The sequence below is a fragment of the Kitasatospora cystarginea genome, from assembly GCF_039533515.1.
In the GTDB taxonomy this organism is placed as follows: domain Bacteria; phylum Actinomycetota; class Actinomycetes; order Streptomycetales; family Streptomycetaceae; genus Kitasatospora; species Kitasatospora cystarginea.
In genome coordinates, this window is record NZ_BAAATR010000002.1 from 294,671 (window position 1) to 318,934 (window position 24,264).

Genomic DNA, 24,264 nt, shown 5'->3' on the forward strand with positions numbered 1-24,264 from the left:
AGGCCGTCGGCAGCCCCGCCGAGCCCTCCCGCTTCGATCCCTCCCGCTTCGAGGCGTCATGCGGTGGGACAGCGGGGCTCGATGATGAGGGCGATGCCGTCGAGGAGTGACTTGAGGCCGAACTCGAACAGCGTGTCCAGGTCGAGGTCGTAGCCGTGCTTGAGGCTGCCGGCGATCCTGGCGAACACCGGGTACCGGGTTGCCGCGACGATCGCCTCGTAGGCGGGAGTCTGACGGTCCATCCACTGGTCCTCCGACAGGCCGGTGGCGGCCTCGGCCTGGGCCTCCCGCTCCAGGTGCACGGCGATCCCCTGAACATAGCTGTAGAACAGGACGTGCAGGTCGAACATGGTCGTCGGATCGAGGCCGTGGCCGTCTAGGGCGGCGAGCGCCCATTCCGCGTGGGTCATCAGGGCGGGCAGCATCAGGGGTCGGGTGAGCGAGCCGACCTGCGCGAGCCAGGGGTGCCTGCGGTAGATCCCCCACAGGGTGCGCGCACCGAGCTCCAGCCGGACCCGCCACCCGTCCGGCGGCTCGACCGGATAGGCCTTCTCGCCGAACACCGCATCCGCCATCAGCAGAACCAGGTCGTCCTTGCTGTTGACGTACCGGTACGGGGACATGGCGGCGACACCGAGCCTGGCGGCAACGGTCCGCATGGACACCGCTGCCAGTCCTTCGCCGTCCGCGATGCCCACGGCGACCCGGACGATCCGCTCACGGGTCAGTTCGTTCTCGGAGGAGGCGGTCGTCGGCGAACGGCGCCTGGACGGGGGCCGGTTCTCGGTCGGCACCGCATGCTCCTTGGCCGCCACCACGGTGCCGATCCGGGGACGGGCCTCGACCAGCCCTTCCAGGCGGAGCACGGTGAGGGCCTTGGTAGCCGTGGCGAGCGCGACTCCCCACTCACGGGCGATCTGACGCGTCGACGGCACGCGTTCGCCCGGGGCGAGTGCGCCCTCGGTGATCCGCCGTGCGATCTCGTCGGCGATGCGCCGGAACGGCGGATCGGACTTCGAGGCCATGCTGCCGACTCCTTGGAATTTTTTTTCGCGCGCACTGAACCTGTACTAGCTCAGAACCTACCAGCACAGAATGCCGAAATGCGGCCCCTGCCCTAGAACAGAGCGGAGAAATCACCAGTTTGCAGCACTGCACATACGCCGTACATTCAGCTGCGTACAGCGTATTAACGAGCTTGATACAGCGCATGAAGGAGCTTGCATGAAGACTGTGCTCATCTCCGGCGCCGGTGTCGCGGGAGCCGCACTCGCGCACTGGCTGCACCGTGGCGGTGTTGCCGTGACGGTTGTGGAACACGCACCGGGCCGCCGCTGTGGCGGTCAGGCGGTCGACATCCGCGGCGCCGCGCTCGATGTGATCGAGCGGATGGGGCTGCTGGACCAGACCCGAGCCCACCGCACCCGGATGCGCGGCATGTCCGTCCTGGACGGCGCCGGGAAGGAGATCCACCGGTCCACCGAGATGACCTTCAGCAGCGGCCGGCTCGCCAACGACGACATCGAGCTGCTGCGCGAGGACCTGGTACGCCTCCTGCACGAACGGGCGTTGGGCGAAGTCGAGTTCGTGTTCGGGGACGGCATCACCACGCTCGACCAGAACGAGCACGGGGTACGGGTCGGCTTCGAGCACGGCCGCTCGCGAACCTTCGACCTGGTCGTGGGGGCCGACGGCCTGCACTCGGCCGTGCGGCGGCTGGGCTTCGGACCACAGGAGCAGTTCGCCCGCCACCTGGGCATGCATCTGGCGATCTTCACCGCGGACAACTTCCTGGCCCTGGAGGACTGGCAGCTGTGGCTCAGGGACGGCGAGGCCGGCTACGGCATCTACCCGGTGCGCGACAACAGCGAGTTGAGGATCTCGTTCGGCTTCGCGGGCGAGTCGCTCCCCGCCGACCGCGGTGACACCGAACAGCACAAGCTGTTCGTCGCCGATCGGATGGCAACGCTGCACTGGGAGACCCCCAGACTGCTGCGGGCCCTGCGGGAGGCGCCCGACTTCTACTTCGACACGATGACGCAGGTCCACATGGACCGCTGGTCGAACGGCAGGACCGTCCTGCTCGGTGACGCCGGCTACTGCGCCTCTCCGCTGTCCGGCCAGGGGACCAGCCTCGCTCTCGTGGGTGCCTACGTACTGGCCGACGCCCTGCGACGGGCGGACGGCGACCACCACGCGGCCTTCGCCTGCTACGAGAGGCGCATGCGCCCGTTCGTCGAACTCAACCAGGCACTCGCCACCGAGAATCCCGGCGGACCGGCCTCCGAAGCCTCCGTCGAACGGGCCAAGAACGCGATCGAACTCGACGGTTGAATTACGCGGCAACCCCGCGCCCGTCACGGCGTTACTCCACAGATGTAAACCCACTGGCCAACGCCCGCCGCCGGCGGATCACCCGGTGGTCGGATGTGCACGGGTACGTCGCGTGGCAGCGCCGCCCATGCGCGACAGCCATCCGACGGATCGTCAGAGGCGGTTCCAGGACTGGTGGATGCCAGCCGCGGTGGACGTGCTCGGCATGACCGCGCCCGAGCTGGCGCTGCCGCCGGATGCCCCGGACCGGCCACAAAATCCGGACGTGAACCGTCGACGAGGTGCAGCGACACCGTGCCCACCGGGTACGGTCCGGTGGGCACAGGCAGGGTGAGCCGCGTCGGGCCCGTGGAGGCCGGAGCCGTAGTGGCCGGGGCCGCGGTGGCCGGACCCGCGGTGGCCGGACCCGCGGTGGCCGGAGCCGCCCATGCGGGCCGGCGGACTTCGCCGCGGACATCCGGTCCGCCCTCGACCGCTGCGTCGAGGACCTCGCCGCCGGGTGCGATCCCGACGCCGAACGGCGGCCGCTGCCGGTCGGTCTGCTCGGCTCCCTCGATCGGGACCGCATCGGCGTGTTCGGCTGGTCGAAGGGCGGAACGGCCACCGCCGGCCTCATGCTGGAGGACCGGCGCGTCCGGGCCGGGCTGAGCCTCGACGGCCCGATGCAGCCGACGATCCACTGTTGTGCCACGCCACCCACTGGAACCCGGCCCGCTCGACCTGGCCGAAGTCCCGTCCCGTCTTCTGACGCTCGATCAACTCGGGCACGGTGGACCCGTGAACGTACGGGTCGCGCTCGCCGCGCAGTCCGGCAAGGCACCCGCGGAAGGGTCGACTCGCACGAAAGGTGACCAAGTCAGCTGAAAATGAACAACTTTGACGGTGGGTTAATACTTTGTTCCTCATTGCAAGACGATCTTGACATCGCCGAGACCGGCCCTCGATGATCGCTTGTAGGCGAAAGAACGGCTCCTGCGCCGGTGGAGTGGGCCGTGGCGTGCCTTTCGACATCAAGAGGGGGAGTTGTGCGCTTACTTCTCATCGGGGGAGGATCCGGCCAGCAGCCGAGGCTCCGGCGCCTGGCCGAAGGTGTCTCGACGGTAGTACTCTGCCGGGCCGCCGTGCTCGACTGGGTGCACCAGTTGCACGAGAACGACGCGGTGGTCGTCCTGAACGACGACTCGCCGCTGGAGCGATGGCTCGCCGCGGCGCACTTCCTGCACCAACAGTGGCCGTTGGACGGCATCGCGGCGCTGGCCGAGATCGACCAGGACAAGGCGGCCGCCATCGCCGAGGAACTCGAACTCGCCTATCACTCCCCCGAGACCGTCCGTGCCGTGAACGACAAGACGGTCATGCGCGAGCGGCTCAACGCGGCGGGCGTCGAGCACATGCCGTTCCGGCAGGTCTCGTCGATCACCGAGTTGGAGGCCTTCCAGCGCGAGGTCGGCGGCCCGCTTCTGCTCAAGCCGTCGCGCGGCCGGGCGAGCACCGGGATCGCCGTGGCGCACGACGCCGGCGAGCTGGCCGCGGCGCTCGAGGTGGCCATGGGCGCCAGCGCGCCGCGACTGGAGCCGTCCCCGCCGATCGCCGAACGGTACGTCGCGGGGCCCGAGTTCAGCATCGAGGCGATCACTCACCGCGGTGTCCACTATGTCTTCGCGGTCACCGAGAAGTTCAAGGACGACGGCAGCAAGGTGGAGACCGGCCACGTCGTGCCGGCCCGGATACCGCAGAGCACCTCCGACCAGCTCGTCGCCCACGTCCGGGCCTGTCTGGACGCGCTCGGTGTCGAGCGGGGCATCACGCACAGCGAGGTGATCCTCGGCTCCGACGGTCCGGTGCTGGTCGAGACGCATCTGCGCCAGGCGGGCGACTCGATCGTCCAGCTCACGGAGTCGGCCACCGGCGTCAACCTCACCGACCTGGTGCTGCGGCAGCTGCTCGGAGTGGACCTGGCCGCGCTGCCCGAGGTGGCGAGCCGCACCGACGGGCCGCACTACCTCGCGAGCGGCGCCATCCGCTACCTCACGCCCGAGCTCACCGGACGGCTGGCGGGGATCGACGGGCTGGCTCAGGCCCGCGCCATCGAGGGCGTCATCCACGTGGACCAACTAGTGTCCGACGGCGCAGAGTTGAACGGACTGCAGAGTTCGTACTCCCGGTTGGCCTCGGCCCGGGTCGAGGCGAAGGACGCGGACGATGCGGTCCGACTGGCCGAGGAGGCCCTGAACCGGCTGTCAGCCCGAGCCGTCGCGTCGTCGTGAAGCGCGGGCTGTCGACCGGCCGCGGCGTCACGATCTACCTGATCGGCTTCTTTCTCACCAATGTCGGCGTAGGTGGCTTCACCCTGGCCATCGGCCTGGCCCTGTACAGGCAGACCGGATCGGCGGACACCTTCGCGCTCCTGGTGGGGGTCGAGTACGCGCTCGGTCTGGCCGGCCAGTTGCTGGGCGGGAGCATCCTCGACCGGCGTGACGTCCTGACGGTCGGGCTGGTCTCCAACTGCATCCGGGGCGTCGCCGTGCTGGTGGGCGGGGCGCTCTTCCTCGCGTCGGATTCCCAACTCGTCCTGGTCTCCGCCTTCCTGGTCTCGGCCTTCATCCGGCCGCTGTACCGGGCCGCCAGTTTCGTCATGGTCCGGCAGGTGGCCGACGTGGCCGTGATGCCCCAGGTCAACACGCTGCGCTTCGGGCTGCTTCAGGTGGCCCAGCTGGCCGGGCTGGGCGTGGTCTCCGGGCTGTTCGTGGTCCTACCGAGCGGGGCCGTGCTCTGCGCGGTCGCCGTCTTCTTCCTGTCGGGCACGGCGGTGCACTTCCTGCTGCGAGGCATTCCCGACCGCAGCGCCGCGCAGGGCGCGGGTGAGCCGAAGTCCCCGGCCCCCATGACTCTTCGGGAGAACTGGCGGCAGCTGGGCCAGGTGCTGCGGAGCAATCCGGGGCTGTGCGTCCACCTGGTCATCGGGGTGATGCCGTCCGTGATCACCTCGCTCGCCAGCGTGCTGGTGGCACCGGTCAACCAGGCGCTGCGCGGCGGGCCGCTGGGCATCACCGTCCTGGACGGCGGTGCCTCGGTGGGCGCGCTGCTGACCGTCCTGGTGGTGCGCCGGATCGACGCCCGGCGGCCGTACCTGGTCGGCGTTGCCTGCGCCACGGCGGTACTGGCCCTCGGCCTGCTCGCCGGAGCGTCGGCGCTGCCGGTGGCGGGGCTGGCCTTCCTCGGTATCGGTGTGGCCACCACGCTGGGCGCGACCACCTCCGACACCATTCTGCAACTCCGTTCCGCACCACAGCTGTTGGGCCGGCTCTCGATCACCCGGGAGAGCGCCACCTCGATCACCGCGATCGCCATGATCCCGCTGACCGGCCCGGTAACCACCGACTGGGGCGTGCACGTCACCGCACTGGTGTTCACCGGTGTCGCCGCCGCCTACCTCTCCCTGTTCCTCGTCACCGCAGCCGTGCTGCGCGGCCGGTTCTTCGGCCAGCGGGCGGAACTGCGACCCGACCGCGCGTCCACAGACCGCCTGGAGGCTTCCGTATGACCACGCTCGACTGGGCCACCGTCCTTGACCGGCTGTTCGACGCGCCCGATGATCCGGCCACCCGCAGCTGGGCCGAGGAGGCCCTCGCCGCCGGATCCGGTACGCCGGGCCAGCGCCGCGCCTACGACCTGCTGGTCGCCGGGCACGATGTGATCGACCTGCTGGCCGAAACCCCGGCGGCCGTCGCCGGGTTGCTGGCAGCCGCGGACCCCGGCCGGATCACCGTCGCTCCGGCCGAGAACGAGTGGAGCGCGCTTCACATAGTCCACCACGTCGCGGACAACGAAGCGGTGAACGCGGTCCGGATCCGCTCCATCCTCACCGAGGACACACCGACCGTCTTCGGCTACGACTCCCACCCCTGGACCAGGTTCTTCGCCCTGGAGACCTGGCAGGACGCGCTGGAGCGGTTCAGCACCGCCCGCCGCAACACCGTCGCACTCGCCAGGTCGCTCGACGCCGAGGACCTGGACCGGCGCGGAGTGCTGTCCTACCGGGGCGCCGAGTCGCTGCGCGTCCTGCTGGCGGTGCTGGCCGGCCACGACCGGGACCACCTGGACCAGCTCCGGTCCGCGCTGGCCGCCGCCGAGTAGCACCTCATCACCCGGGTCCGGCGAACTCCCCGGCCGGATCCGACCTCTGTCACGAAGCCCGGCGTGCGGCGCGACGACACGCCGCACGAAGGCCACGAACACAGCCATGATGCGAGGGGATTCCTTAGCCATGAGCTTTTCCGAGCTCAGTCAGTCCGTACTCGAAGCGTCCCTGTGCGCCAGTTGTGGCGCCTGTGCCGCCGTCTGCCCCGAGAACGTCCTCGTCGTCTCGCCCGATCAGCCCACCCCCGTCCTCGCCGCCGGTGCGAGCGCGGACGGGTGCGGCAGCTGCACCCTGTGCGTCGATGTCTGCCCGGGCCGGGAGACCGCGGTGCCCGAGTCGGAGCGCCGGATCTTCGGCCGGACCAGGTCGCAGGACGAGCGCTGGACGGGCATCGTCCGTTCCACCTACTCGGCGCGCGCCGCCGATCCCGCGGTCAAGCAGGCCGCCTCGGCCGGCGGTGCGGCGACCGCGCTGCTGGTGTCCGCGCTGCGTCGCGGACAGATCGAGGCGGCCCTGGTCATCGGCCGCGACGAGGAGCGCCCCTGGGTGCCGGTGCCCCGGCTGGCGACCACCGTCGCCGAGATCGTCGAGTGCGCCCAGGCGAGTTACTGCCTGACCCCGAACCTGCAGATCCTCCGGGACGCGCCGTACGACCGGATCGGCGTGGTCGGTCTCGCCTGCCAGATCGAGGCGGTGAACCGGATGCGCAATCTGCCGCAGCAGCCCGCGGTGGCCGAGAAGATCGCCTTCACCATCGAGATCGGCTGCGCCTCCAACACCCGCCGGGAGGGCACGGAGTACCTCATCGAGGAGCGCCTGCGCCTGCCGCTGGTCGACGTCACCCGGATGAAGTACCGGGCCGGCGACTACCCGGGCGAGTTCACCGTGTGGGACCGCTCCGACCGGCGGCGCTCCCTGCCGTTCCACGAACTGGTCACCGAATTCAAGAAGTTCAAGACCCACCGCTGCCTGGCCTGCCCCGACTGGTGGAGTGGCCTGGCGGACGTCTCGATCGCCGACGGCGACCCCAACATCTTCCGGACCAGCCGGGAGGGCGAGCAGACCGACAAGGCCTCGCTGGTGGTGACCCGTACCGAGACCGGCCAGGCACTCGTGGCGGACACCGTCCGCCACGGCGACCTCGAGGTGGCCGAGAACGTGTTCCTCCCCGAGGAGAGCCTCGGGCTGCAGCGCAAGCGCCATCGGTACGCGAGCTACGCGGCCGACAACCCGGGGGCGGTGCCCAGCCCGCCGGTGGCCGGCGTCGAGGTCGAACGGCCGATAGGCGACGACGAATTGATCGAACTCATGAGTAGGGACCCTCAGTCATGACCGTGCCGGACGATCGGTACGCCGGCCTGCTGGACCAGGCACGAGCCCTTCCCGACCGCATCCTGGTGCGCTCCGTCCACCCCGCCGAGGCCGGCGGCCCAGCGCTGCAACCCCATCCCGACAAGGCGATCAGCCAGCGCGCCACCGTACTGGCCGCCGTCGCCGACGGCACGTCACGGCTGAGCAACGTCGCCGACTGCGCCGATGTCCGCTGCAATCTCAGAGCACTTGGGAAGCTCGGCATCCAGGTCCGGGTCACCGGACCGGGCGAGCTGATGGTGACCGGCACCGCCGCGTCCGGGATCCGGATCACCGACCGCACCCTGGACGCAGGCAACAGCGCCACCACCTCGCGGCTGCTGCTCGCCGTACTGGCCGGCAGCACGTCTGACTGCGTGGTGACCGGGAACCGGCTGCTGCGCTCCCGGCCAATGACGGAGGTGCTCGACCCGCTGCGCGAACTGGGCGCCGAGATCGAGGAACTCGGCGAGCCGGGCCGGCTCCCGCTGCGGGTGCGCGGGGCGCGGCTGCGCGGCGGCGAGGTGAATGTCACGGTGGACTCGGCCCAGCCGGTCTCCGCGCTGCAGTTCGCCGCACTGAACGCCGCCGGACCGGTGCGCATCCGCCGGCGGACGATGGCGCGGGACCACACCGAGCGGCTGCTGCGCTGGACGGGCGTCCCGGTGGCCCAGAGCGAGCTGGACCTGCTGGTCACCCCGCGCCGCCCGCGCGCCTTCGATCTCACCGTGCCCGGCGACCCCTCGGGCGCCGCGCTGCTGGCCGCGCTCCACCTGGCCTCCGCCCAGCCGGGACAGGAGCTGACCCTGACCCGGGTCGGGCTGAATCCGCTGCGCACCGGCTTCCTGCGGATCCTGGCGGCGATGGGCGCCACCGTGACCGAGACGGTGACCTCCCAGGACGGGCCGGAACCCGCGGGCGACATCCGGATCGTGCTGCCCGGTCCCCTGCGCGGCACGGTGGTCGAGGGTCGGCAGCTGGTGCAGAGCGCCATCGACGAGCTGCCGCTGGTCGCCGCGCTGGCCGCGGTGGCCAAGGGCCGTACGGTGATCCGGGACGCCGCCGAGCTGAAGGGCAAGGACACCGACCGGATCGCCAGTACCGTCGAACTGCTCGCCGCGTTCGGCATCGCCGCCCGGGCCACCCCCGACGGCCTGATGGTCGAGCCCGGCACGCCGGTCGCCCCGGAACAGCTCCGGCTGCCCGCCGACCACCGGGTGATCTTCGCCGCTTTCGTGCTCGCGCTGCTGGCCGGCGGCGGCTGCGAACTCTCGGGGGTCCGGGCGGCCGCCACCTCCCACCCCGGTGCGATCGACGACCTCGCCCGCTTCGCCCGACTGGAGATCCGATGAGCGACGGCTACGCCGTCATCAGTGGCGGCTCGGGGCACCTCGGCTCGGCCGTGGCCGCCCGCCTGCTGGCGGAGGGCCGCCGGGTGGTGGTCCTGGACCGGGTCCCTCCCCGCGCTCAGGGAGCCGAGTTCCACCAGACCGATCTCGCCGACGAGCAGGCGACGGACGAACGGCTGGCGCGGCTGCTGGAGCTCCGGGGCGCACCGGACGGGCTGGTGATGTGCCAGGGCTGGTCGCCCAAGGGGCCCGACGGCCGTCCGCTGCCCGAGGCCGAGGTGCCGGCCGCGCTCTTCCGGCAGGTGCTGGACGCCAATCTGACGAGCTGCTTCCTGCTGATGCGCACCCTGGTGCCGGCCATGGCCGAGGCGGGCCGCGGCCGGGTGGTGGCCGTCGGCTCGGCGGCGGCGCACACCGGACGGACCACGGCCGGAGCGGCATATGCCGCGGCCAAGGCCGGTCTGGCCGCGATGGTGAGCACCTTCGCGGTGCGCCACGGCGGGGACGGTGTGCTGATCAACACCGTGGCCCCTGGCAAGGTCGCCAATCCCGACTGGCCCGACTCCGCCGAGGAGATCGACCGGTACCGGCGCGAGATCCCGGTCGGACGGCTCGCGCACAAGGAGGAAGTGGCGGATCTGATCGCCTTTCTGGTCTCCGACCGCAACAGTTATCTCACGGGTCAGACCGTGATCGTCGATGGAGGACGTCTGGCATGACGACGAAGATCGCTCAGCCCATGCGGCTCGAGGACTTCACATGGACCGAGTTCGAGGCGAGGGCGTCGCAGGTGCCCTACTGGATCCTGGTCGCCGGCAGCACCGAGCAGCACGGGCCGCATCTCCCGTTGGCCGCCGACACGCTGGTGGCCGAGCGGCTGGCCGACCTGTCCGCCGAGCTGCACGGCGCGGTCGTCCTCGGCAGCATCCGGACGGGCGTGCTGCATGCCTTCCAGGACTGGCCGGGCAGCCAGAGGATCCCGGTGGACGTGCTGATCGGCCAGGCCGCGGGCATGGCCGAGACGGCGGCCCGGTACAGCAACCGGGTGCTGGTGCTGAACGGCCACGACGAGAACCACGAACCGCTGATGATCGCGGCCCGCGCCCTGAACGAGCGTCACGGCACCGACGTGGTGGTGGTCGAGTGGGCGCAGCTGGTCAGCGACGTCGTCCGGGAGGTCTCCGAGTCCACCAGCGAGTCGCACGGCGGCGAGGGGCTGACCTCCCTCTTCCTGCACTGGTACCCCGAGCGGGTGCGCACCGACCTGATAGCGCTCGGGACCCTGCCCCAGGGCGACGTCACCCGCGCCGACCTGCACGTGCGCAAGCGGTCCCACCTGGTGGAGCGCCTGCGGCCGCAGGACATCCCGTCCGGCGTCCTGGGCGATCCGCGCCTGGCGAGTGCCGAGAAGGGAAAAGTGATCGCCGAGGCCCTGCTGACCCGCGTGGACGCGATCGCCCGGGAGCGCTCATGGCTGTGACCACCAAGAGCAGCCTCGAGGTGCTGCAGCGGCGCGAGAGCCCGTCGATGGCCAAGACGATCGGCGCGGAGATCGGGATCACGCCGGTGCGCGGTCTGGGCAGTCGGTTGTGGGACGAGGAGGACCGGGAGTACCTGGACCTGACCGCGGGCTCCGGCGTCCTCGCGCTCGGCCACAGCCACCCGGCCGTGCTGGCCGCGATGCACGCCCAGTTGGACCGCTACGCCCACGGTGGCTGGCAGTTCGGCTGCGCCGCCCGGGCCGAGCTGAGCGAGCGGCTGGCCGAGCTGCTCCCGTGGCCCGACCCGATGCTGCTGTGGTGCACCACCGGCACCGAGGCCGTCGAGGCCGCGCTCAAGACGGCCCGGTGCGCCACCGGCCGCCGACAGGTGCTCGGTTTCCTCGGCGGCTACCACGGCAAGACCGCGGGAGCCCTGGCCGTGACCGCCAACTCGGCCTACCGGTCCGGTGCGACCGAAGTGCCGGTGGCCGGCCTGTCGTTGCCCTACCCGGTGGCCGCCGGCCATGTGCCGCCCGGGGCGCGGCCCGGACGCGGGCAGCGGTTCGGCCAGGAGATCCTGGAGCACCCCGACTTCGGTTCCGCCGACGTCGCCGGCCTCATCGTGGAGACGGTGCAGGGCGCTGGCGGCATGAACGCCGCCGCGCCGGGCCTGCTGCAGGACCTCCGGAAGTTCTGCACCGCGCACGGCATGCTGCTGATCGTCGACGAGATCTTCACCGGTTTCGGCCGCACGGGCGCGTTGTTCGGTTTCCAGCACGAGAATGTGGTTCCCGACCTGGTGGTGCTCGGCAAGGCGATCGGCGGCGGTCTGCCGGTGTCGCTGGTGGCCGGACCGCGTGAGCTGCTGGCGGCCCTCCCGCCGCTTCGGCAGACCAGCACCTTCTCGGCCAACCCGGTCGCGTGCGCGGCGGGCCTGGCCGTCCTGGACACCCTGCTGGAGCAGGACCTGTCCACCGGCGCGGGCGTCCTGGGCGACCGGCTGGTCGGCGCGGTCGCCAAGCTCGCCGTGCCGGGCGTACGGCTGGAGACGATCGGCCGCGGGCTGATGACGGGCGTGCGGATCGCCGAGGCACCGGTCGCGGACCGGACCGCCTTCACCTGCGCGGTCATCGCGCGGATGCGGGCGCTGGGCGTCCTGGCACTGCGCGGCGGCGCGGACGGCACGGTGGTCAAGTGGACCCCGCCCCTCACCATCACGGCGGCGGAGCTCGACCGGTCCGTCGACGTCCTGAGGGAGGCGCTGGCAGCGGAGTGCGCCGGTGCGGAGGCGGTCGGATGACCGAGGTGCACGCGTGGTGGGGCCGAGTGTTCGCGCAGGGGAGCCCGGGCGGCAACCACACGGTGATCGTCCTGCCCGGTGTGCAGGTGGTGGACCGGGCGGCGGTCGCGGCCCGGTTCGCCGTCCCGGACACCGGTTTCGTCACCGGCGTCCACGGCAACGAGATCACCCTGCGGACCTTCTCCCCGGTCGAGGAACTGGCCCAGTGCCTGCAGACCTCGCTCGCGGCCCTGACCGCCCTCGGCGTCCCCGAGGGTGAGCGCCGGCTGGTCCGCCACGAACGCGGCGAGCAACTGGAGCTGTACCGCGAGGGCGCGGTCACCTGGGCCCGGGAGACCGCACCGGGCTCGCTCGCGCTGGAGCACACCGACTGGCCCAACTTCGTCATGGCCGAACCGGCGCCCGGTAGCGGCCCGGTGATCCTGCGGCAGGCCCGCAGCCGGGTGCATCTGCGTTGCGCCGACGCGAAGCAGCTGGACGGCCTGGACATCCGGGCCGCGGACGTGCTCGAGCTGTGCGCCCGGACCGGCACGAACGGGCTGGTCCTGTCCGCCCCGGCGGACGACGGGCTGCGGGTACGGGTCTTCACCACCTCGCTGTCCGGGCGGGAGGACAGTGCCACCGGCGGAGCCGTCCTCGGCGTGGGCCGGCTCACCGCGCTCGACGGTGTCAGGGGCGACCTCGCGGTCGTCCAGGGTCCGGCGCGCGAGGAGCAGCAGGGCCGGCTGCACCTGCGGCTGACCGGCCGCGGCGAGGTCCTGCTGGGCGGCACCGTGGAGTCCCTGATGACCGGAAGGACGGCCTTCGCATGACGACCGTCCCCCCCGGCATCCGGGTCCACGACCGGGTCGACGACCTGCCGCTGGACGAACTCGCCGCGCTCACCGGCACCGGCGCGCTGTACGACTCGCCCGACTGGCTGCGGTACTGCGAGCAGTCGGCCGCCGGCGGCACGCGCCATCTGACCCTCACCGACGAGCGCGGCCGCCTGGTCGGCCTCACCTCGTTGCGCATCGTCCCGGACCAGAACGTACTGGGCCTGTACAACCTCGCGTCGCTCATCGGCGCGCAGGAGCCGACCGAGGAGCTGGCCCGCCGGGGTCTGTTCCCGAACGGCGTGGCCGCCGTCTCCGGTGCGCACTGCGTCCTGCTGACGGCCGGGGACGGCGGGCCGGCCGAGCGGTCCGGGCGCCGTCGGCTGCTCGTCCGGGCCGCGGCCGGGCTGGCCGAGGACGAGGGCTGCCGCACGGTCGGGTTCCTGTACCTGACCGACGCCGACGCGGTCCGGGATGTCTCGGCCGTCCTGGGAGCGGCGGCCGGCCCGCCCTTCCTGGCCGCGGCGCACACCGAACTCACCACCGACTGGCCGGACTTCGACGGCTACCTGGGCACCCTGCACCGCTCCCGGCGCAACAAGGTCCGCCGGGAGCGCCGGGAGTTCCTGGGGTCCGGCCTGACCGTCCGGGTGCTGCACGGCACCGACGAGCTCGACGAGACCACCGCCCGGCTCCAACTCGCCGTGCGCAAGCGCTACTCCGCGCCGGGCTCAGTGGAGTCCGTGCTGGCCGACTACGACCATCTGGGCCGCACGGTCGGCGACCGGGTCCGGGTCTTCCTGTGCGAGCGGGACGGGAAGCCGGTCGGCCTGAGCCTGGCGCTGCTCGACGGCGATCGGCTGCACCTGCGGCTGGTCGGCTTCGACTACGACGCCACCGGTTCCGACTTCGCCTACTTCAACCTGCTCTTCTACGAACCGATCCAGTGGGGTCTGGAGCACGGGATCAGGACGTACTCGTTCGGGACGGGCAGCTACCCGGCCAAGATCGCCCGGGGCGCGAGCCCGGTCCCGGCCTACGGGGTGGTGCGCTGGCCCGCCGAACTGCGCGAAGCCGCGGCCCAGGCGCTCGCCGAGCGTGAAGCGGCGCTGCGGGAGCGACTCCCCCAACTGCCGCCCGCCCCCTTCTCCTCGGCTTCTTCGCCCTTCGGAACAGGAGTTCCCTCGTGACACAGCGTCGACGCATCGTGGTGGCGGACGCGCCGGGTGGCCCCCATCCGTCCAGCTATCTCCCCTCCCTGCTCACCGAGTTCGACGTGGACGCGGTATGGCTCGCGGTCGAGGCGGCCGAGGCCCGCGCCGACCGGGCGACGGCCATGCGGCAGGTCGCGGCCACGGGCGGCACGGTCACGGCGGTGAGCACGCCCGAGGAGGTCGCCGAAGCACTGGCCGTGCTGGTCGTGCCGGGCCGTACCGCCGGCGTGGTGGCCTTCAGCGAGCGGGTGGTCCACCTCGCCCAGCAGGCCGCCGTCCGGGCCGGCCTGCCCGGCAACCCGCCCGCGGTGCTGGAGGCCCTCCAGGACAAGCGGGTCCAGCGTGCCCGTCTGCGCAGCCACGGTGTTCCGGTGCCCCGGCAGTGGGAGCTGCGCGAACCCGCTGACGTCGCCGAGGCCGAGCAGCAGGCGCCGTTCCCGGCCGTACTGAAGCCGTCGGTGGGCATGGGGAGCCTGGCCACCTTCCGGGTGGCGAGTGCCCAGGAGCTCGCTCCCGCCTGGCGGCGGGCCCGGGAGTTGGCCCTCGCGGACCCGCGGGTGGCCCATCACCGGCCGGTCATGCTGCTGGAGGAGGAGCTCGTCGGGGATCCGGCCCGGGCGACCGGCGGCCTCGGCGACTACCTGTCCGTCGAAGTGCTGGTGGTGGACGGCGAGCCGGCCGTCCTGGCGGTGTCCGACAAGCTCCCGTTCTCCCGGCCCTACCGGGAGAACGGGCACATCATCCCGACCCTGCGCCCGGCCGCGGAGACCGACGAGGTCGTGGCGCAGGTCCTGGCGGCGCACGCGGCGCTCGGCATCCGGTTCGGCGCGACCCACACCGAGGTCAAGCTGACGGCCGACGGCCCGCGCATCATCGAGGTCAACGGCCGCCCGGGCGGCAAGGTCGCGGACCTCCTGATGCTCGCCGCCGGGTACGACCTTCCGCTCAACCTGGCCCGGCTGTCCGCCGGGATGCCCGCCGACACCGCCGTGACGTGCGAGCGCTGGGCGCTGTACGCGACCCCGCAGCCCCCGGTGGGCCGTCACCTCGTCGATGTCGCCCCCGCGCGGGAGGACCTGCTGCGGATTCCCGGCACCCGGGGCGTGCACCACCTGGTGCCGGCCGGCCAGCTGGTCGACTCGGCCAACGGCACGGCCTGCCAGCTGGCCAAGATCTCGGCCGTGGCCGACACCGCCGAGGAGCTGATGCGGATCGCCGGCCGGCTGGCGGACCCGGCGCTGTTCAAGCTGCACGCCGCCGCGACCGGAACCGGCTCGGCCGCTGAGGAGCGGGACAGCGTACGGGTGTTCATCGGTGAGCCGTCCTCGGTCGACCCGAGCAACGGCTTCGAACACGACGGCGCGCTGCTGCTCCGCTTCCTCGCCGACCCGCTGGTCGACTACAGCGCCGACACCGGTGAGGCCCGGCCGGCCGCCGCCGAGAGCTGGGAAGTGTCGGCCGACGGCACCCGGGTCGACTTCCGGCTGCGGCCGGGCGTCCGGTTCCACCACGGCCGCGAGGTCACGGCGGCGGACTACGTCTACTCGCTGTCCAGGGTGGTCCGCCCGGCCACCGGATCGAAGCTGGCGTACCACCTCTCCTGCATAGAGGGCTTCGATGCCGTCCGCTCGGGCGAGGCCGACACACTCAGCGGCGTGACCGCGGTGGACCCGCGGCTGCTGCGGGTCCGGCTGAACCGCCCGTTCCACGAGGTCGCGGCCGTGTTCGGACACCGGGTGACCGCGGCCGTACCGCAGGAGCTGGCGGACGGGGACCGGGAGCTGTTCCGCGTGCACCCGGTCAGCACCGGCCCGTACCGGATCATCCGCCCGTGGGTGCCGGGCCAGGGCCTGACCATGGCCCGCTTCGACGGCTACTACGGAGCCAACGAGGCCTTCCCGGACGGCGGTTCCGGCTACCTGGACCGGCTGGAGTTCCGGATCTACGAGGAGCTGGAGGACGCGTACCGGGACTGGCACCGCGGCGAGCTCGACGTGGTGAAGGTACCGCCGGCCCGGATCCCGGACGCGCTGCCGTTCGGCGAACGCTTCCGCCGCACCCCCTGCGCGCTCATGCAGTACGTGGGCTTCCCGACCGAGGTCGCGCCGTTCGACAACCCGGTGGTCCGCCGGGCCGCGGCGATGGCGATCGACCGCCAGGGCGTCATCGACTCGGCGTTCAGCGGGACGCGCCCGCTGGCGCAGCGCATCCTGCCTCCCATGCTGCGCACCGACGACGACGCCGACCTGACGGGCGTGCGCTACGACCCCGAGGGCGCCCGGGCGCTGCTGGCGGAGCACGGCATCGCGCCGGTCACCACCTACTTCACCTACAACGCCGGTCTCGGGCACGACGGTTGGGTGGAGAGTGTGATCGACCAGCTCAACACCAACCTGGGCTGGCGGATCACCCCCCGCCCGATGGTGTGGCCGGAGTTCCTCGCCTGGCTCAAGCAGGCCGACACGGTGTTCCGGATGACCTGGGCGATCGACTACCCGTCGGCGGACAACTTCCTGTTCCCGCTGTTCCACTCGGCCTCCGTCGGCAGCAGCAACTACACCCGCTACCGGAGCACCGAAGCGGACGCGCTGATCGACCGGGCCCGTGGCACCGCGGACCCGGTGAGCCGGCGCAAGCTCTACGCCGAGGCGGAGGCCCGGGTCTGCGCGGATCTGCCGCTGCTGCCGCTCTGGTACGGCGTGCAGTACCACCTGGTCAACCTCGACGAGTTCGAGGTCGAGGGCCCGGTGGTAGACCTCTTCGGCGAGCCGGTCCTGCGCTCCTTCCGCCCGCGCGGCTGACCGGCGCCGCGGGTGTGACGGCCGTCGCCGCCGGCCGTCACACCCGTGGAGTGGCGCGACGGTCGTCACCGGAGGCTTCGAGCCTCTGGCCGGTTCTCCGCCACGTGGTGCGACGGAGAACCGGGCGGCGACGGGTGTGGATCGCGGCCGCGCCCCCGGCACTCGCTCGACCCGTCAGGGCCGGATGTTGTGGTTGACGTGGAAGAAGTTGTCCGGATCGTATGCGCGTTTGATCTCGATCAGGCGGGTGTAGTTGTCGCGGTAGTCGTCCGTGACCCGTTCCTGGTCGTCGTCGGCCACGAAGTTGACATAGCCGCCCGCCGAGGAGTGTGGGGCGATCGCCCGGTAGTAGTCCTTCACCCAGGCCGTGTTGACCGCGTTCTCGGCCGGATCCGGCCACATCCCGGCGATCACGGTCGCGAACGTGGCGTCGCGGTAGGAGAACGCGGTCTCCTCCGGGGCGATCCGGTGGCAGGCGCCGTTGATCGGGTAGATGTGGCAGGCGCTGACCGACGGCACCTTCGGCCCGTGCGCGGCGTGGGCGGCGATCGCCTCGTCGGTGAGCCGAACGGCGAAGGCCGACTTCCAGTAGTGCTGCAGGCCGGGCGGCAGCAGCTGGTCGAACATGGTCTGCAGCACCGGGTACGGCAGCGGCCCGACCGACTCGAAGGCCACCGGGGCGGCCTCCCGGAACGGCTGGACGGCCCGCTCGCCCTCCGCCATCGGCCCGGACCAGCAGACCACCACCGCGATCAAGGGGTCACCGTGCCGTTCCTCCGGGACGAACGGCAGCGGCGGGGCGTTGTGGAAGGCGGGGAAGGCACCCAGCTGCTCCGGTGCGACGGCGATGTACTCGCGGTAGTGCCGCAGCACGGATTCCGTGTGCTCCAGCTCGAAGAACATCAGGCCGCCGAGCACCTCCGAGACCGGGCTGAGCCGGAACTCGAAGGAGGTGACCACGCCGAAGTTCCCGGTGCCGCCGCGGAGCGCCCAGAACAGGTCGGGGTGCTCGTGCTCGGTCACCATCAGGAACCGGCCGTCCGCCGTCACCACGTCCGCGGAGAGCAGGTTGTCGCAGGTCAGTCCCAGGTGGCGGGCCAGGTGGCCGAAGCCGCCGCCGAGGGTGAGCCCTCCCACGCCGGTGGTCGAGACGACCCCGCCGGTCACCCCGAGTCCGAAGGCGTGCGTCGCCGCGTCCAGATCGGCCAGTGTCGCACCGCCTTCGACCCGCGCCGTCCGCCGTACCGGGTCCACCCGCACCCCGCGCATCGCCGACAGATCGGCCACCACGGCGTCGTCCCACGTCCCGTAGCCCGGCACGCTGTGGCCGCCACCGCGGATCGCCAGGTCGAACCCGTTCTCCCGGGCGAACCCGACGGCGGCGAGCACGTCCCCGGCGTTCACACAGCGCACGACCGCCGTCGGCTTCCTGTCGATCATGGCGTTGTACACGCGGCGTGCCTCGTCGTACCTGGCGTCACCCGGAGTGATCACCGCACCGTGCACCCGGCTCGTCAACTCTTCAACCGACTGCTTGCCCATGACGCTCTCTCCAGCCCTGCGGAAGCCGCGCGGAAACCCTACGGAAGCGCCGGCCGGCCGGATCACGCCACGGCCGACGGTCGGGTCGGCCCTCCTCCACGCTACGCCCGGCCCCGTGGCACTGCTCACCGCCAGGAGGCGGCCGCATCCGGGGCAGGCGTCCGGGTCGCCGGGTCTCTCGACACGGCATCATCGCCCGGTGGCCCCGCCACGTCGAGGCGGGTGGGGTGCCGCAGTTCGGACGGCGGGCGCCCCACCGCTCACCGGAAGTCGGTCCTTCAGGCTGCGGTTTGCCGTTGCCCCCAGTCGGACAGCGATCGCCAACTCCGCACCGACGTACCGGTATGGCGTGGTATCGCGCCACCGAGCCACCGCCGTTCCACTCCCGGTTCGGGCCCCTCGAACTGCGCCCGCAGCCGCTCGAGGTACCGGCCGACCCGCCGGCCGGCAAGAACGGCTCGACCAACCGCCGCTCGTAACCGGTGAGTTGTGCACGCGGCACACCCGGATTCAAACCTGGCCACCCGCCTCAGATGGGACCGAAACGGATTTGACCACAACCGAAGACAGGTGCTGGTGCCGTGCCGGTACGGCGGGTCAAGTTACCGTGTTGAGCAGGACGTGGGGGGACGGGAGGGCCTGTCATGCGCTTCGGGTTGCTGGGACCGCTGGAGGTCGTCACAGGTGGTGGCGTTCGCATCGCCGTAGCGGCGCCGAAGCAGCGCACCATCCTGGCCAGTCTGGCGCTCCGCCCCAACCGCACCGTCTCCACCGAGGCCCTCATGGAGGCGTTATGGCCCGATGAGAAGCCGCCGAGCGCCAGGGCGGGGGTGCTGAACTACGTGGCCCGGCTGCGACGCGGACTCCTGGACGCCGCCGAGCGGTTGCAGACGTCCACGGGTGGCTACCGGCTCGACATCCACGAGAACATCGAGCTCGACCACGTGTACGCCGCCGAGCTGGAGAAACGGGCCAGGACGGCGCTCTCCGAGGGGGATTGGCGGGCCGGCGAGCAGCAGGCCGACGCGGCGCTCCGCGCACCTTCCGCTGGCGCTGTCGGTGGCTGCGGCGCGCGCCGCGTCGATGACCGCGGTCCCGCTGTCGGTGCTCGCCGACCAACTGGACGGCGGGGCGCTCGGCATGCTCAGCGCCGGGGACGAGGTGAGCAGCGTCCGCAATGTCCTGTCGTGGTCGTACCTGAGGCTTCCGGAACCCGCCGCGCGCGTCTTCCGCTTCCTGGGCCTGCACCCCGGGCCGGAGATCACGGCGGCGGCCGCGGCGGCACTGGCCGACGTCCCGTTGTCCGAGGCGGTGCCGCTCGTCGGCGAGTTGGCCGCGATGAACCTGGTGGCCGAGCGGGCCCCGGGGCGGTTCTCGATGCACGGACTGCTGCGGGCCTTCGCGGCCGAGCTGCTGGCCGACGAGACCGACGGGCCGGTGCGAGCCGCCGCTGAGCACCGGCTCTACGACTACTACCTGCGTTGGGCGATCGCGGCCGACCGCAGCTACACCGCGCTGCCGATCGACGTCGAATCCGACCATGTGCCCCTGCCACCGGGGCTGGAGCCGCCGGGCTTCACCGACCGCGATGCGGGCCTGGCCTGGATGGCCGCCGAGCAGCAGGTCCTCACGACCCTCGTCTCCCATGCCGCGGGGCACGGCGCGGACGCCTACGCGTGGCGGCTGGCGGCGTCGCAGTCCTGCGGTCTGACGATCCGCGGCCGGTACGACGAGGAGCTCCGGCTGTCCCGCATGGCCCTGGCGGCCGCGAAGCGCCTGGACGATCCGATGGCGCAGGCTTGCAGCTACTTCCAGATCGGCCGGTCCTTGACGGCCATGGGCGAGATCCTGACCGCGCGCTTCCAACTGCACCGCGCGCTGCGGCTGTTCCGCGCGGTCGACGCCGCGGGGCGCATCGGCGAGGTCCACCGCACCCTGGCCACCTGCGCATGAGGGCCGGGCGACCACCGGCCGGGCGCACGACACCCGCGCGACCGGCCGGCCGTGGCTGCAACGGGCCGACCTACCTGCCTCACCTGGCCGGGGAATCGGAACCGGGCACGCTGAGCGCAGGCCTGCCGAATGCCGGGCCGCGGACGCGGCGATGACGCGACGTCAGGGACCACCGCCCCCCAGCCCGACGGCCGGCCCCCCGACGACGACCCCACGCGCCGCCGCACCCCCACTCTTCATCCCGTGCCCTTGGGAACAAGCTGACGCACGCCTCCCGCCGACCTCACTCCGCGCACGCACGGTCCCGCGCCGCTCCCGCCTCGCGAGTCGCGCGGGCGAGCGGGTCGTGAAAGCCTGAAGTGAGTCAGGCAGGTGGACCCACACGCCTCGGCGCGAGGCGGGCGGCCGTCCACCGATCGTCCGTGTGCCACAACCGGGTTGCCCGAATGCTGCACCAAGCCCTGTACGCACTGGCCCTGGGCGTCGTGGTCTTCTGCGCCACGAACATCGACACCTGGGGACTGCTGGTCGCACTGTCCCTGGCCGACCGGCAGGTGCGCACCGGCCTGCTGACGGCGGCACTCCTCCTGGCCCTGGTCGTGACCCTCGGCCTCGGGGCGCTGGGCGGCCTGGCGGGCCGACTGCTGACGCCCTCGGACCTGCGGCTACTCGGTGTCATTCCGGTGGCACTGGGCTTACACGGCCTGCTCAGGAGAGGCGGTGCCGCCGCACCCGCGTCGGCGCTGGCGGGCTGTCGTGATCTCGGGTGGTACTTCCTTCTGGTGCTGGCCACCGGCGCCGACAACGTGAGTGTGTTCGCCGTGGCGTTCGCACGGCTGACTCCCGGCGAGGCGGTACTGCTGGCCGCAGTGCAGCTCGCCCTGGCACCGGCGCTGGTCACGGTCGCGACCGGTGTCCGCGCCTGCTGCGGCCGCAGCCGGCTGGTGCGAAGGTGCCGACCGTGGCTGTCGTCGGCGGTGCTCGTCCTCGTGGGAGCGACGGTCCTGGCGGCGGGCTGAGGCACGGGGCGCGAACTGCGGTGCGCGGGGAACGGGCTGCGGGTCGGACCGTCAGACCAGGACCACGACGGCGATCAGCGCGAGGAGGGTGACCACCGTGGCCGCGGTGATCACCGCGGATCGCGCCGGAGCGTAGACACCGGCCTCCAGCTGCTCCCCGACCGACCGGTAGCGGGCCGTGCCGTACCCGCTCACCAGCAGGCCGGCGAAGATCAGGATCATTCCGGAGACCACGGCATGCAGCCCCCGGTGAGGGGCGAACTTGGCGACGGCCACACCGAGCGCGGCCACGCTGATGCCGGTGCGCAGCCATGCCAGGTAGGTCCGCTCGTTGGCCAGGTGGTCCCGGGCGCGGCTGCCGGTGTTCGGAGGTGCGTCCTTGGGAGTGTCGTGGCCCATCTGTCTCTCCTGTGCCTGCGCTGTGGTCCTGTGCCCGTGCTCTGGCGCGCCACCGCCGTGCCCCTCAGAAGAGAGCCTGACGGAGTGTGAGGATAACGGCGTGTTCCCTCTCCCGGTGGCAACCGTGCGGACGTGGACACCGGCCCCGGTGGTGGTGGCCCGCGGCTCCGTCCGTCCGGCAGCACGGGATCACGGAGTGTCACGTGCACCCGGGGACCGGCGGTCAGCCAGCAGCAGCAAGCAGCTGACGGCCAGGATCCAGACCGGGAACACCAGCTCGGACCAGGGCACGACGCTGGCGAGGAACATCAGGTAGAACGCCGCAAGGTAGCCCAGCCAGGCGAGCCAGCGGGGGAAGATCCCGAGTTGCCGGCCGATCGTCGTGGTGGAGACGGTGAACACGGCCGCCATCCGGGTGGAGTAGCTCGAGAGCATGGCGATCGTGAGGTGTCGCCCGTACTGCCAGGACGGTGGCGGGCCGGCTGCCCGGGACGGATCGGTGACGGCGAGCACGCTGTCGGCCGCCGAGGCGAGGACGAAGAGCATCGCCACGAACAGCAGTCCGCTCCCCAGGAACAGGGTCGCGAAGAACCTGTCCTCCGCCTTGCCGACGCGGTCGCGTACGACGCCCATGAACCAGAGGAAGAACACCCCGGCGAACGGCACCAGATTCAGCACCACCTGCAGGGTGTCCCGGTGCGCGGAGCCGGTGAGCCGGCCGGCGCTCCCGGCCGGTCCGGCCGGGAGCGCGATGCGGATCAGCACGATCGCGGCTGCCAGGACCAGCGCGCACAGGATTCCGGCGACGCCCGCGGCGCGCGGTGTCCGCAGTGCCTTCTCCGGTGTCCCCTCGGCGGTTCGCATGGGGTCCTCCTCTACAGGGCTCCGCCCACGGGCGTAGCGGTCGGCGGGTCGCTCAAGGGCGGTCCCGGCTCAGGCCCGGTCCTCGTTGAGCCGCATGCCGGGAACGGCCAGGTCCGGGCCGAGCAGCCGCGCCTGGCGGACGGCCACGTCCTCGAAGGTGAGCGTCCGCTCGGGTGAGTGCGGCGCCGAGGGGTCCGGACCGTAGAGCCACTGCGGAACGGCGTCCGGGGTGACCACCGCCGAGCGGTCCGCCGGGAGCGGGCCGTCGTCCAGGCCGGTGATCCTGCCGGAGAGTGACTCCGCGTACAGCGTCACCGAGCCGCCGGCCAGGGTGGAAGTGGATCCGGGCCCGGCCCGCAGGTGCCGGGCCGAGCCGTCCTCGTCGATCGCCAGGTCGAGGTCGCCGATGTCCACCGACCGTGCGGTGAACTTCAGCACCCGCCGGGGCTCGGTCGGGGTGCCCACGGTCACCACGCTGAGCACACTCTCGTGGAGTACCAGCCTGCGTGACTTCAGGCTCCACCGGGCTTGTGGCATCCCACCGGGCTCTCCGTCCTTCGGCGCGCCGGGTCTGACACTCCGCCCGGGGTCGGCGCTCTCCGACCGTGCGGGGGAAGCGGAGCTCCGGCCGGTGGTCGCGCTGCTTGCGGTACGGGTCGGCGTGGGAGAACCGCACGCCGGACTCGGGATGCCCGTACCGGTCGCCCCGGGCCGGCCCTGGCCGCCCGCACCGGCCGGCTCCGGGGCGCCGGACCTCGGCTCCTCCCGATGCCGGGTGCCGCTCGACGCCGAGCCGCTCACCTCCGGGGTCGCCGACGAGGACGCGACGGGAACGGTGGGCGCCGGTGGCCCCTCCGCGGTGGGGTCGGCGCCGCGCTGCGAGGGCACCGCCGGGCCGGGGGCACAGCCGTCCTCGTGGTACCCGTCGGCGGATCCGGACCGGGCGGCGACCGTGCCGCGCGGAGCCGGCTGACCGGCGGCGGACAGCGCCTCGGGCGGAGCCGTCGCGGCCATCAGCAGCGCCGCCGGTACCGCGGTCAGTGCCAGCACGCTCCCCACGGGTCGCCGCGACCGGGTGCACTGGCCGGCCACGGGCCGCGCGGCGGCGCGCCGTGCGCCCGGCACCGCGTCCATCCGGCCGTCCCGGCTGCGGTCACTCCCCACCGTGTCCCCCGCTCACCAGGTTCGCGGGGGCCGGTCCCGCCGTCTCCACGTCGTGCCCCGCGAACCGCTCCACCACCGTCGCCGGTCCGGAACCCTCCCGTACCTCGTCCGGCAGAGCCCACGCGCACGCGAGCGAGCCGCCGACGAGCCCGGGGAGCATGCCCAGCAGGAATCCGCCGAAGTTGGCGACCGGGACGGAGACCAGCGCGAGCACGATCACCGCGACTCCGGCGAAGATCCGCACCTGCTGCTGGAGCCACAGGGTGACGCCCAGCACGATGAGCAGGACCCCGATGAGCAGTGATCCCGCCCCGGCGGTGGTGGACAGTGCCATCGGCAGTCCGCCCAGGGAGAGGTGGACGTAGGGGAAGTACATGATCGGGACGCTCGCCGAGATGGTCAGCAGCCCGGCCCAGAAGGGGCGGGTGCCGCGCCAGGTCCGGAACCTTCGCCACGCTCCGGCAGCGCGGCCGGGCAGCCCGGACAGGTCATGGGTGGTCGTGTTCCTCACGTGGCAGCTCCTGGTACGCGCCGTGCC

General features: G+C 72.1%; 22 protein-coding genes and 1 pseudogene. 17 read left to right on the plus strand and 6 right to left on the minus strand.

The window, feature by feature from the left end:
* Window positions 1-56 precede the first annotated feature (56 nt).
* The gene (locus ABD369_RS03235; RefSeq protein WP_344634638.1) at window positions 57-1,025 is read right to left on the minus strand and encodes a TetR/AcrR family transcriptional regulator C-terminal domain-containing protein; all 969 of its coding nucleotides are present in this window, start codon (window positions 1,023-1,025) and stop codon (window positions 57-59) included.
* A gap of 199 nt (window positions 1,026-1,224) precedes the next feature.
* Here ABD369_RS03235 and ABD369_RS03240 point away from each other — a divergent pair, with 199 nt between their 5' ends.
* The 12 genes from ABD369_RS03240 to ABD369_RS03295 all read left to right on the plus strand — a co-directional run bounded on the left by ABD369_RS03240 (window position 1,225) and on the right by ABD369_RS03295 (window position 16,785).
* Window positions 1,225-2,334, plus strand: a complete 1,110-nt coding sequence (locus ABD369_RS03240; protein ID WP_344634639.1) for an FAD-dependent monooxygenase — start codon at window positions 1,225-1,227, stop codon at window positions 2,332-2,334.
* A 1,121-nt stretch (window positions 2,335-3,455) separates the two neighbouring features.
* Entirely contained in the window at window positions 3,456-4,601 is a 1,146-nt protein-coding gene (locus ABD369_RS03245) for an ATP-grasp domain-containing protein (protein ID WP_344634640.1), read from the plus strand.
* On the plus strand, window positions 4,598-5,878 hold the full coding sequence (locus ABD369_RS03250; RefSeq protein ID WP_344634641.1) for an MFS transporter: 1,281 nt from the start codon (window positions 4,598-4,600) through the stop codon (window positions 5,876-5,878). The genes ABD369_RS03245 and ABD369_RS03250 overlap by 4 nt, the downstream gene beginning before the upstream one ends.
* On the plus strand, window positions 5,875-6,471 hold the full coding sequence (locus ABD369_RS03255) for a DinB family protein (protein WP_344634642.1): 597 nt from the start codon (window positions 5,875-5,877) through the stop codon (window positions 6,469-6,471). The genes ABD369_RS03250 and ABD369_RS03255 overlap by 4 nt, the downstream gene beginning before the upstream one ends.
* Before the next feature lie 130 nt (window positions 6,472-6,601).
* Window positions 6,602-7,807 carry a Coenzyme F420 hydrogenase/dehydrogenase, beta subunit C-terminal domain gene (locus ABD369_RS03260; RefSeq protein WP_344634643.1) on the plus strand — a complete coding sequence of 402 codons (1,206 nt, stop codon included), beginning with the start codon at window positions 6,602-6,604 and terminating at the stop codon, window positions 7,805-7,807.
* Window positions 7,804-9,177, plus strand: coding sequence for a 3-phosphoshikimate 1-carboxyvinyltransferase (locus ABD369_RS03265; protein ID WP_344634644.1), 1,374 nt, complete (start codon window positions 7,804-7,806; stop codon window positions 9,175-9,177). Before ABD369_RS03260 ends, ABD369_RS03265 begins: the two co-directional genes overlap by 4 nt.
* Window positions 9,174-9,893 (plus strand): SDR family NAD(P)-dependent oxidoreductase, encoded by a 720-nt coding sequence (locus tag ABD369_RS03270; protein ID WP_344634645.1) that lies wholly within the window; start codon window positions 9,174-9,176, stop codon window positions 9,891-9,893. The genes ABD369_RS03265 and ABD369_RS03270 overlap by 4 nt, the downstream gene beginning before the upstream one ends.
* Window positions 9,890-10,654 (plus strand): creatininase family protein, encoded by a 765-nt coding sequence (locus tag ABD369_RS03275; RefSeq protein WP_344634646.1) that lies wholly within the window; start codon window positions 9,890-9,892, stop codon window positions 10,652-10,654. Before ABD369_RS03270 ends, ABD369_RS03275 begins: the two co-directional genes overlap by 4 nt.
* Window positions 10,645-11,955, plus strand: a complete 1,311-nt coding sequence (locus ABD369_RS03280) for an aspartate aminotransferase family protein (protein WP_344634647.1) — start codon at window positions 10,645-10,647, stop codon at window positions 11,953-11,955. Before ABD369_RS03275 ends, ABD369_RS03280 begins: the two co-directional genes overlap by 10 nt.
* Window positions 11,952-12,767, plus strand: a complete 816-nt coding sequence (locus ABD369_RS03285) for a hypothetical protein (protein ID WP_344634648.1) — start codon at window positions 11,952-11,954, stop codon at window positions 12,765-12,767. The genes ABD369_RS03280 and ABD369_RS03285 overlap by 4 nt, the downstream gene beginning before the upstream one ends.
* The gene (locus ABD369_RS03290; protein ID WP_344634649.1) at window positions 12,764-13,960 is read left to right on the plus strand and encodes a GNAT family N-acetyltransferase; all 1,197 of its coding nucleotides are present in this window, start codon (window positions 12,764-12,766) and stop codon (window positions 13,958-13,960) included. Before ABD369_RS03285 ends, ABD369_RS03290 begins: the two co-directional genes overlap by 4 nt.
* Window positions 13,957-16,785: an ABC transporter substrate-binding protein gene (locus tag ABD369_RS03295; RefSeq protein WP_344634650.1), complete on the plus strand. Its 2,829-nt coding sequence runs from the start codon at window positions 13,957-13,959 to the stop codon at window positions 16,783-16,785. Before ABD369_RS03290 ends, ABD369_RS03295 begins: the two co-directional genes overlap by 4 nt.
* Window positions 16,786-16,959: 174 nt before the next feature.
* On the opposite strand, the gene ABD369_RS03300 is transcribed toward ABD369_RS03295, so the two are convergent.
* Entirely contained in the window at window positions 16,960-18,327 is a 1,368-nt protein-coding gene (locus tag ABD369_RS03300) for an FAD-binding oxidoreductase (protein ID WP_344634651.1), read from the minus strand.
* 344 nt (window positions 18,328-18,671) lie between these two features.
* Between ABD369_RS03300 and ABD369_RS03305 the strand changes: the two genes are divergently transcribed.
* The 4 genes and pseudogenes from ABD369_RS03305 (at window position 18,672) to ABD369_RS03315 (ending at window position 21,299) form a co-directional block, all read left to right on the plus strand.
* Entirely contained in the window at window positions 18,672-18,806 is a 135-nt protein-coding gene (locus ABD369_RS03305) for a hypothetical protein (protein WP_344634652.1), read from the plus strand.
* Window positions 18,807-18,971: 165 nt separating this feature from the next.
* Window positions 18,972-19,229: pseudogene (locus tag ABD369_RS41055) on the plus strand (AfsR/SARP family transcriptional regulator); the annotation flags it as partial.
* 157 nt (window positions 19,230-19,386) lie between these two features.
* Window positions 19,387-20,280, plus strand: a complete 894-nt coding sequence (locus ABD369_RS03310) for a hypothetical protein (protein ID WP_344634653.1) — start codon at window positions 19,387-19,389, stop codon at window positions 20,278-20,280.
* 446 nt (window positions 20,281-20,726) lie between these two features.
* A complete protein-coding gene (locus ABD369_RS03315; protein ID WP_344634654.1) occupies window positions 20,727-21,299 on the plus strand; it encodes a hypothetical protein in 573 nt (190 codons plus the stop codon).
* A 51-nt stretch (window positions 21,300-21,350) separates the two neighbouring features.
* Here the strand turns inward: ABD369_RS03315 and ABD369_RS03320 are convergent, their stop codons facing one another.
* The 3 genes from ABD369_RS03320 to ABD369_RS03330 form a co-directional block, all read right to left on the minus strand.
* The gene (locus ABD369_RS03320; RefSeq protein ID WP_344634655.1) at window positions 21,351-21,698 is read right to left on the minus strand and encodes a YidH family protein; all 348 of its coding nucleotides are present in this window, start codon (window positions 21,696-21,698) and stop codon (window positions 21,351-21,353) included.
* A 189-nt stretch (window positions 21,699-21,887) separates the two neighbouring features.
* Complete coding sequence (locus ABD369_RS03325; protein ID WP_344634656.1) at window positions 21,888-22,562, minus strand: hypothetical protein; 675 nt, start codon at window positions 22,560-22,562, stop codon at window positions 21,888-21,890.
* Window positions 22,563-22,631: 69 nt separating this feature from the next.
* The gene (locus tag ABD369_RS03330) at window positions 22,632-23,099 is read right to left on the minus strand and encodes a hypothetical protein (protein WP_344634657.1); all 468 of its coding nucleotides are present in this window, start codon (window positions 23,097-23,099) and stop codon (window positions 22,632-22,634) included.
* A 94-nt stretch (window positions 23,100-23,193) separates the two neighbouring features.
* Here ABD369_RS03330 and ABD369_RS03335 point away from each other — a divergent pair, with 94 nt between their 5' ends.
* The gene (locus ABD369_RS03335; RefSeq protein WP_344634658.1) at window positions 23,194-23,535 is read left to right on the plus strand and encodes a hypothetical protein; all 342 of its coding nucleotides are present in this window, start codon (window positions 23,194-23,196) and stop codon (window positions 23,533-23,535) included.
* Between the two features lie 180 nt (window positions 23,536-23,715).
* On the opposite strand, the gene ABD369_RS03340 is transcribed toward ABD369_RS03335, so the two are convergent.
* Complete coding sequence (locus tag ABD369_RS03340; protein ID WP_344634752.1) at window positions 23,716-24,213, minus strand: DUF6114 domain-containing protein; 498 nt, start codon at window positions 24,211-24,213, stop codon at window positions 23,716-23,718.
* Window positions 24,214-24,264: the final 51 nt, after the last annotated feature.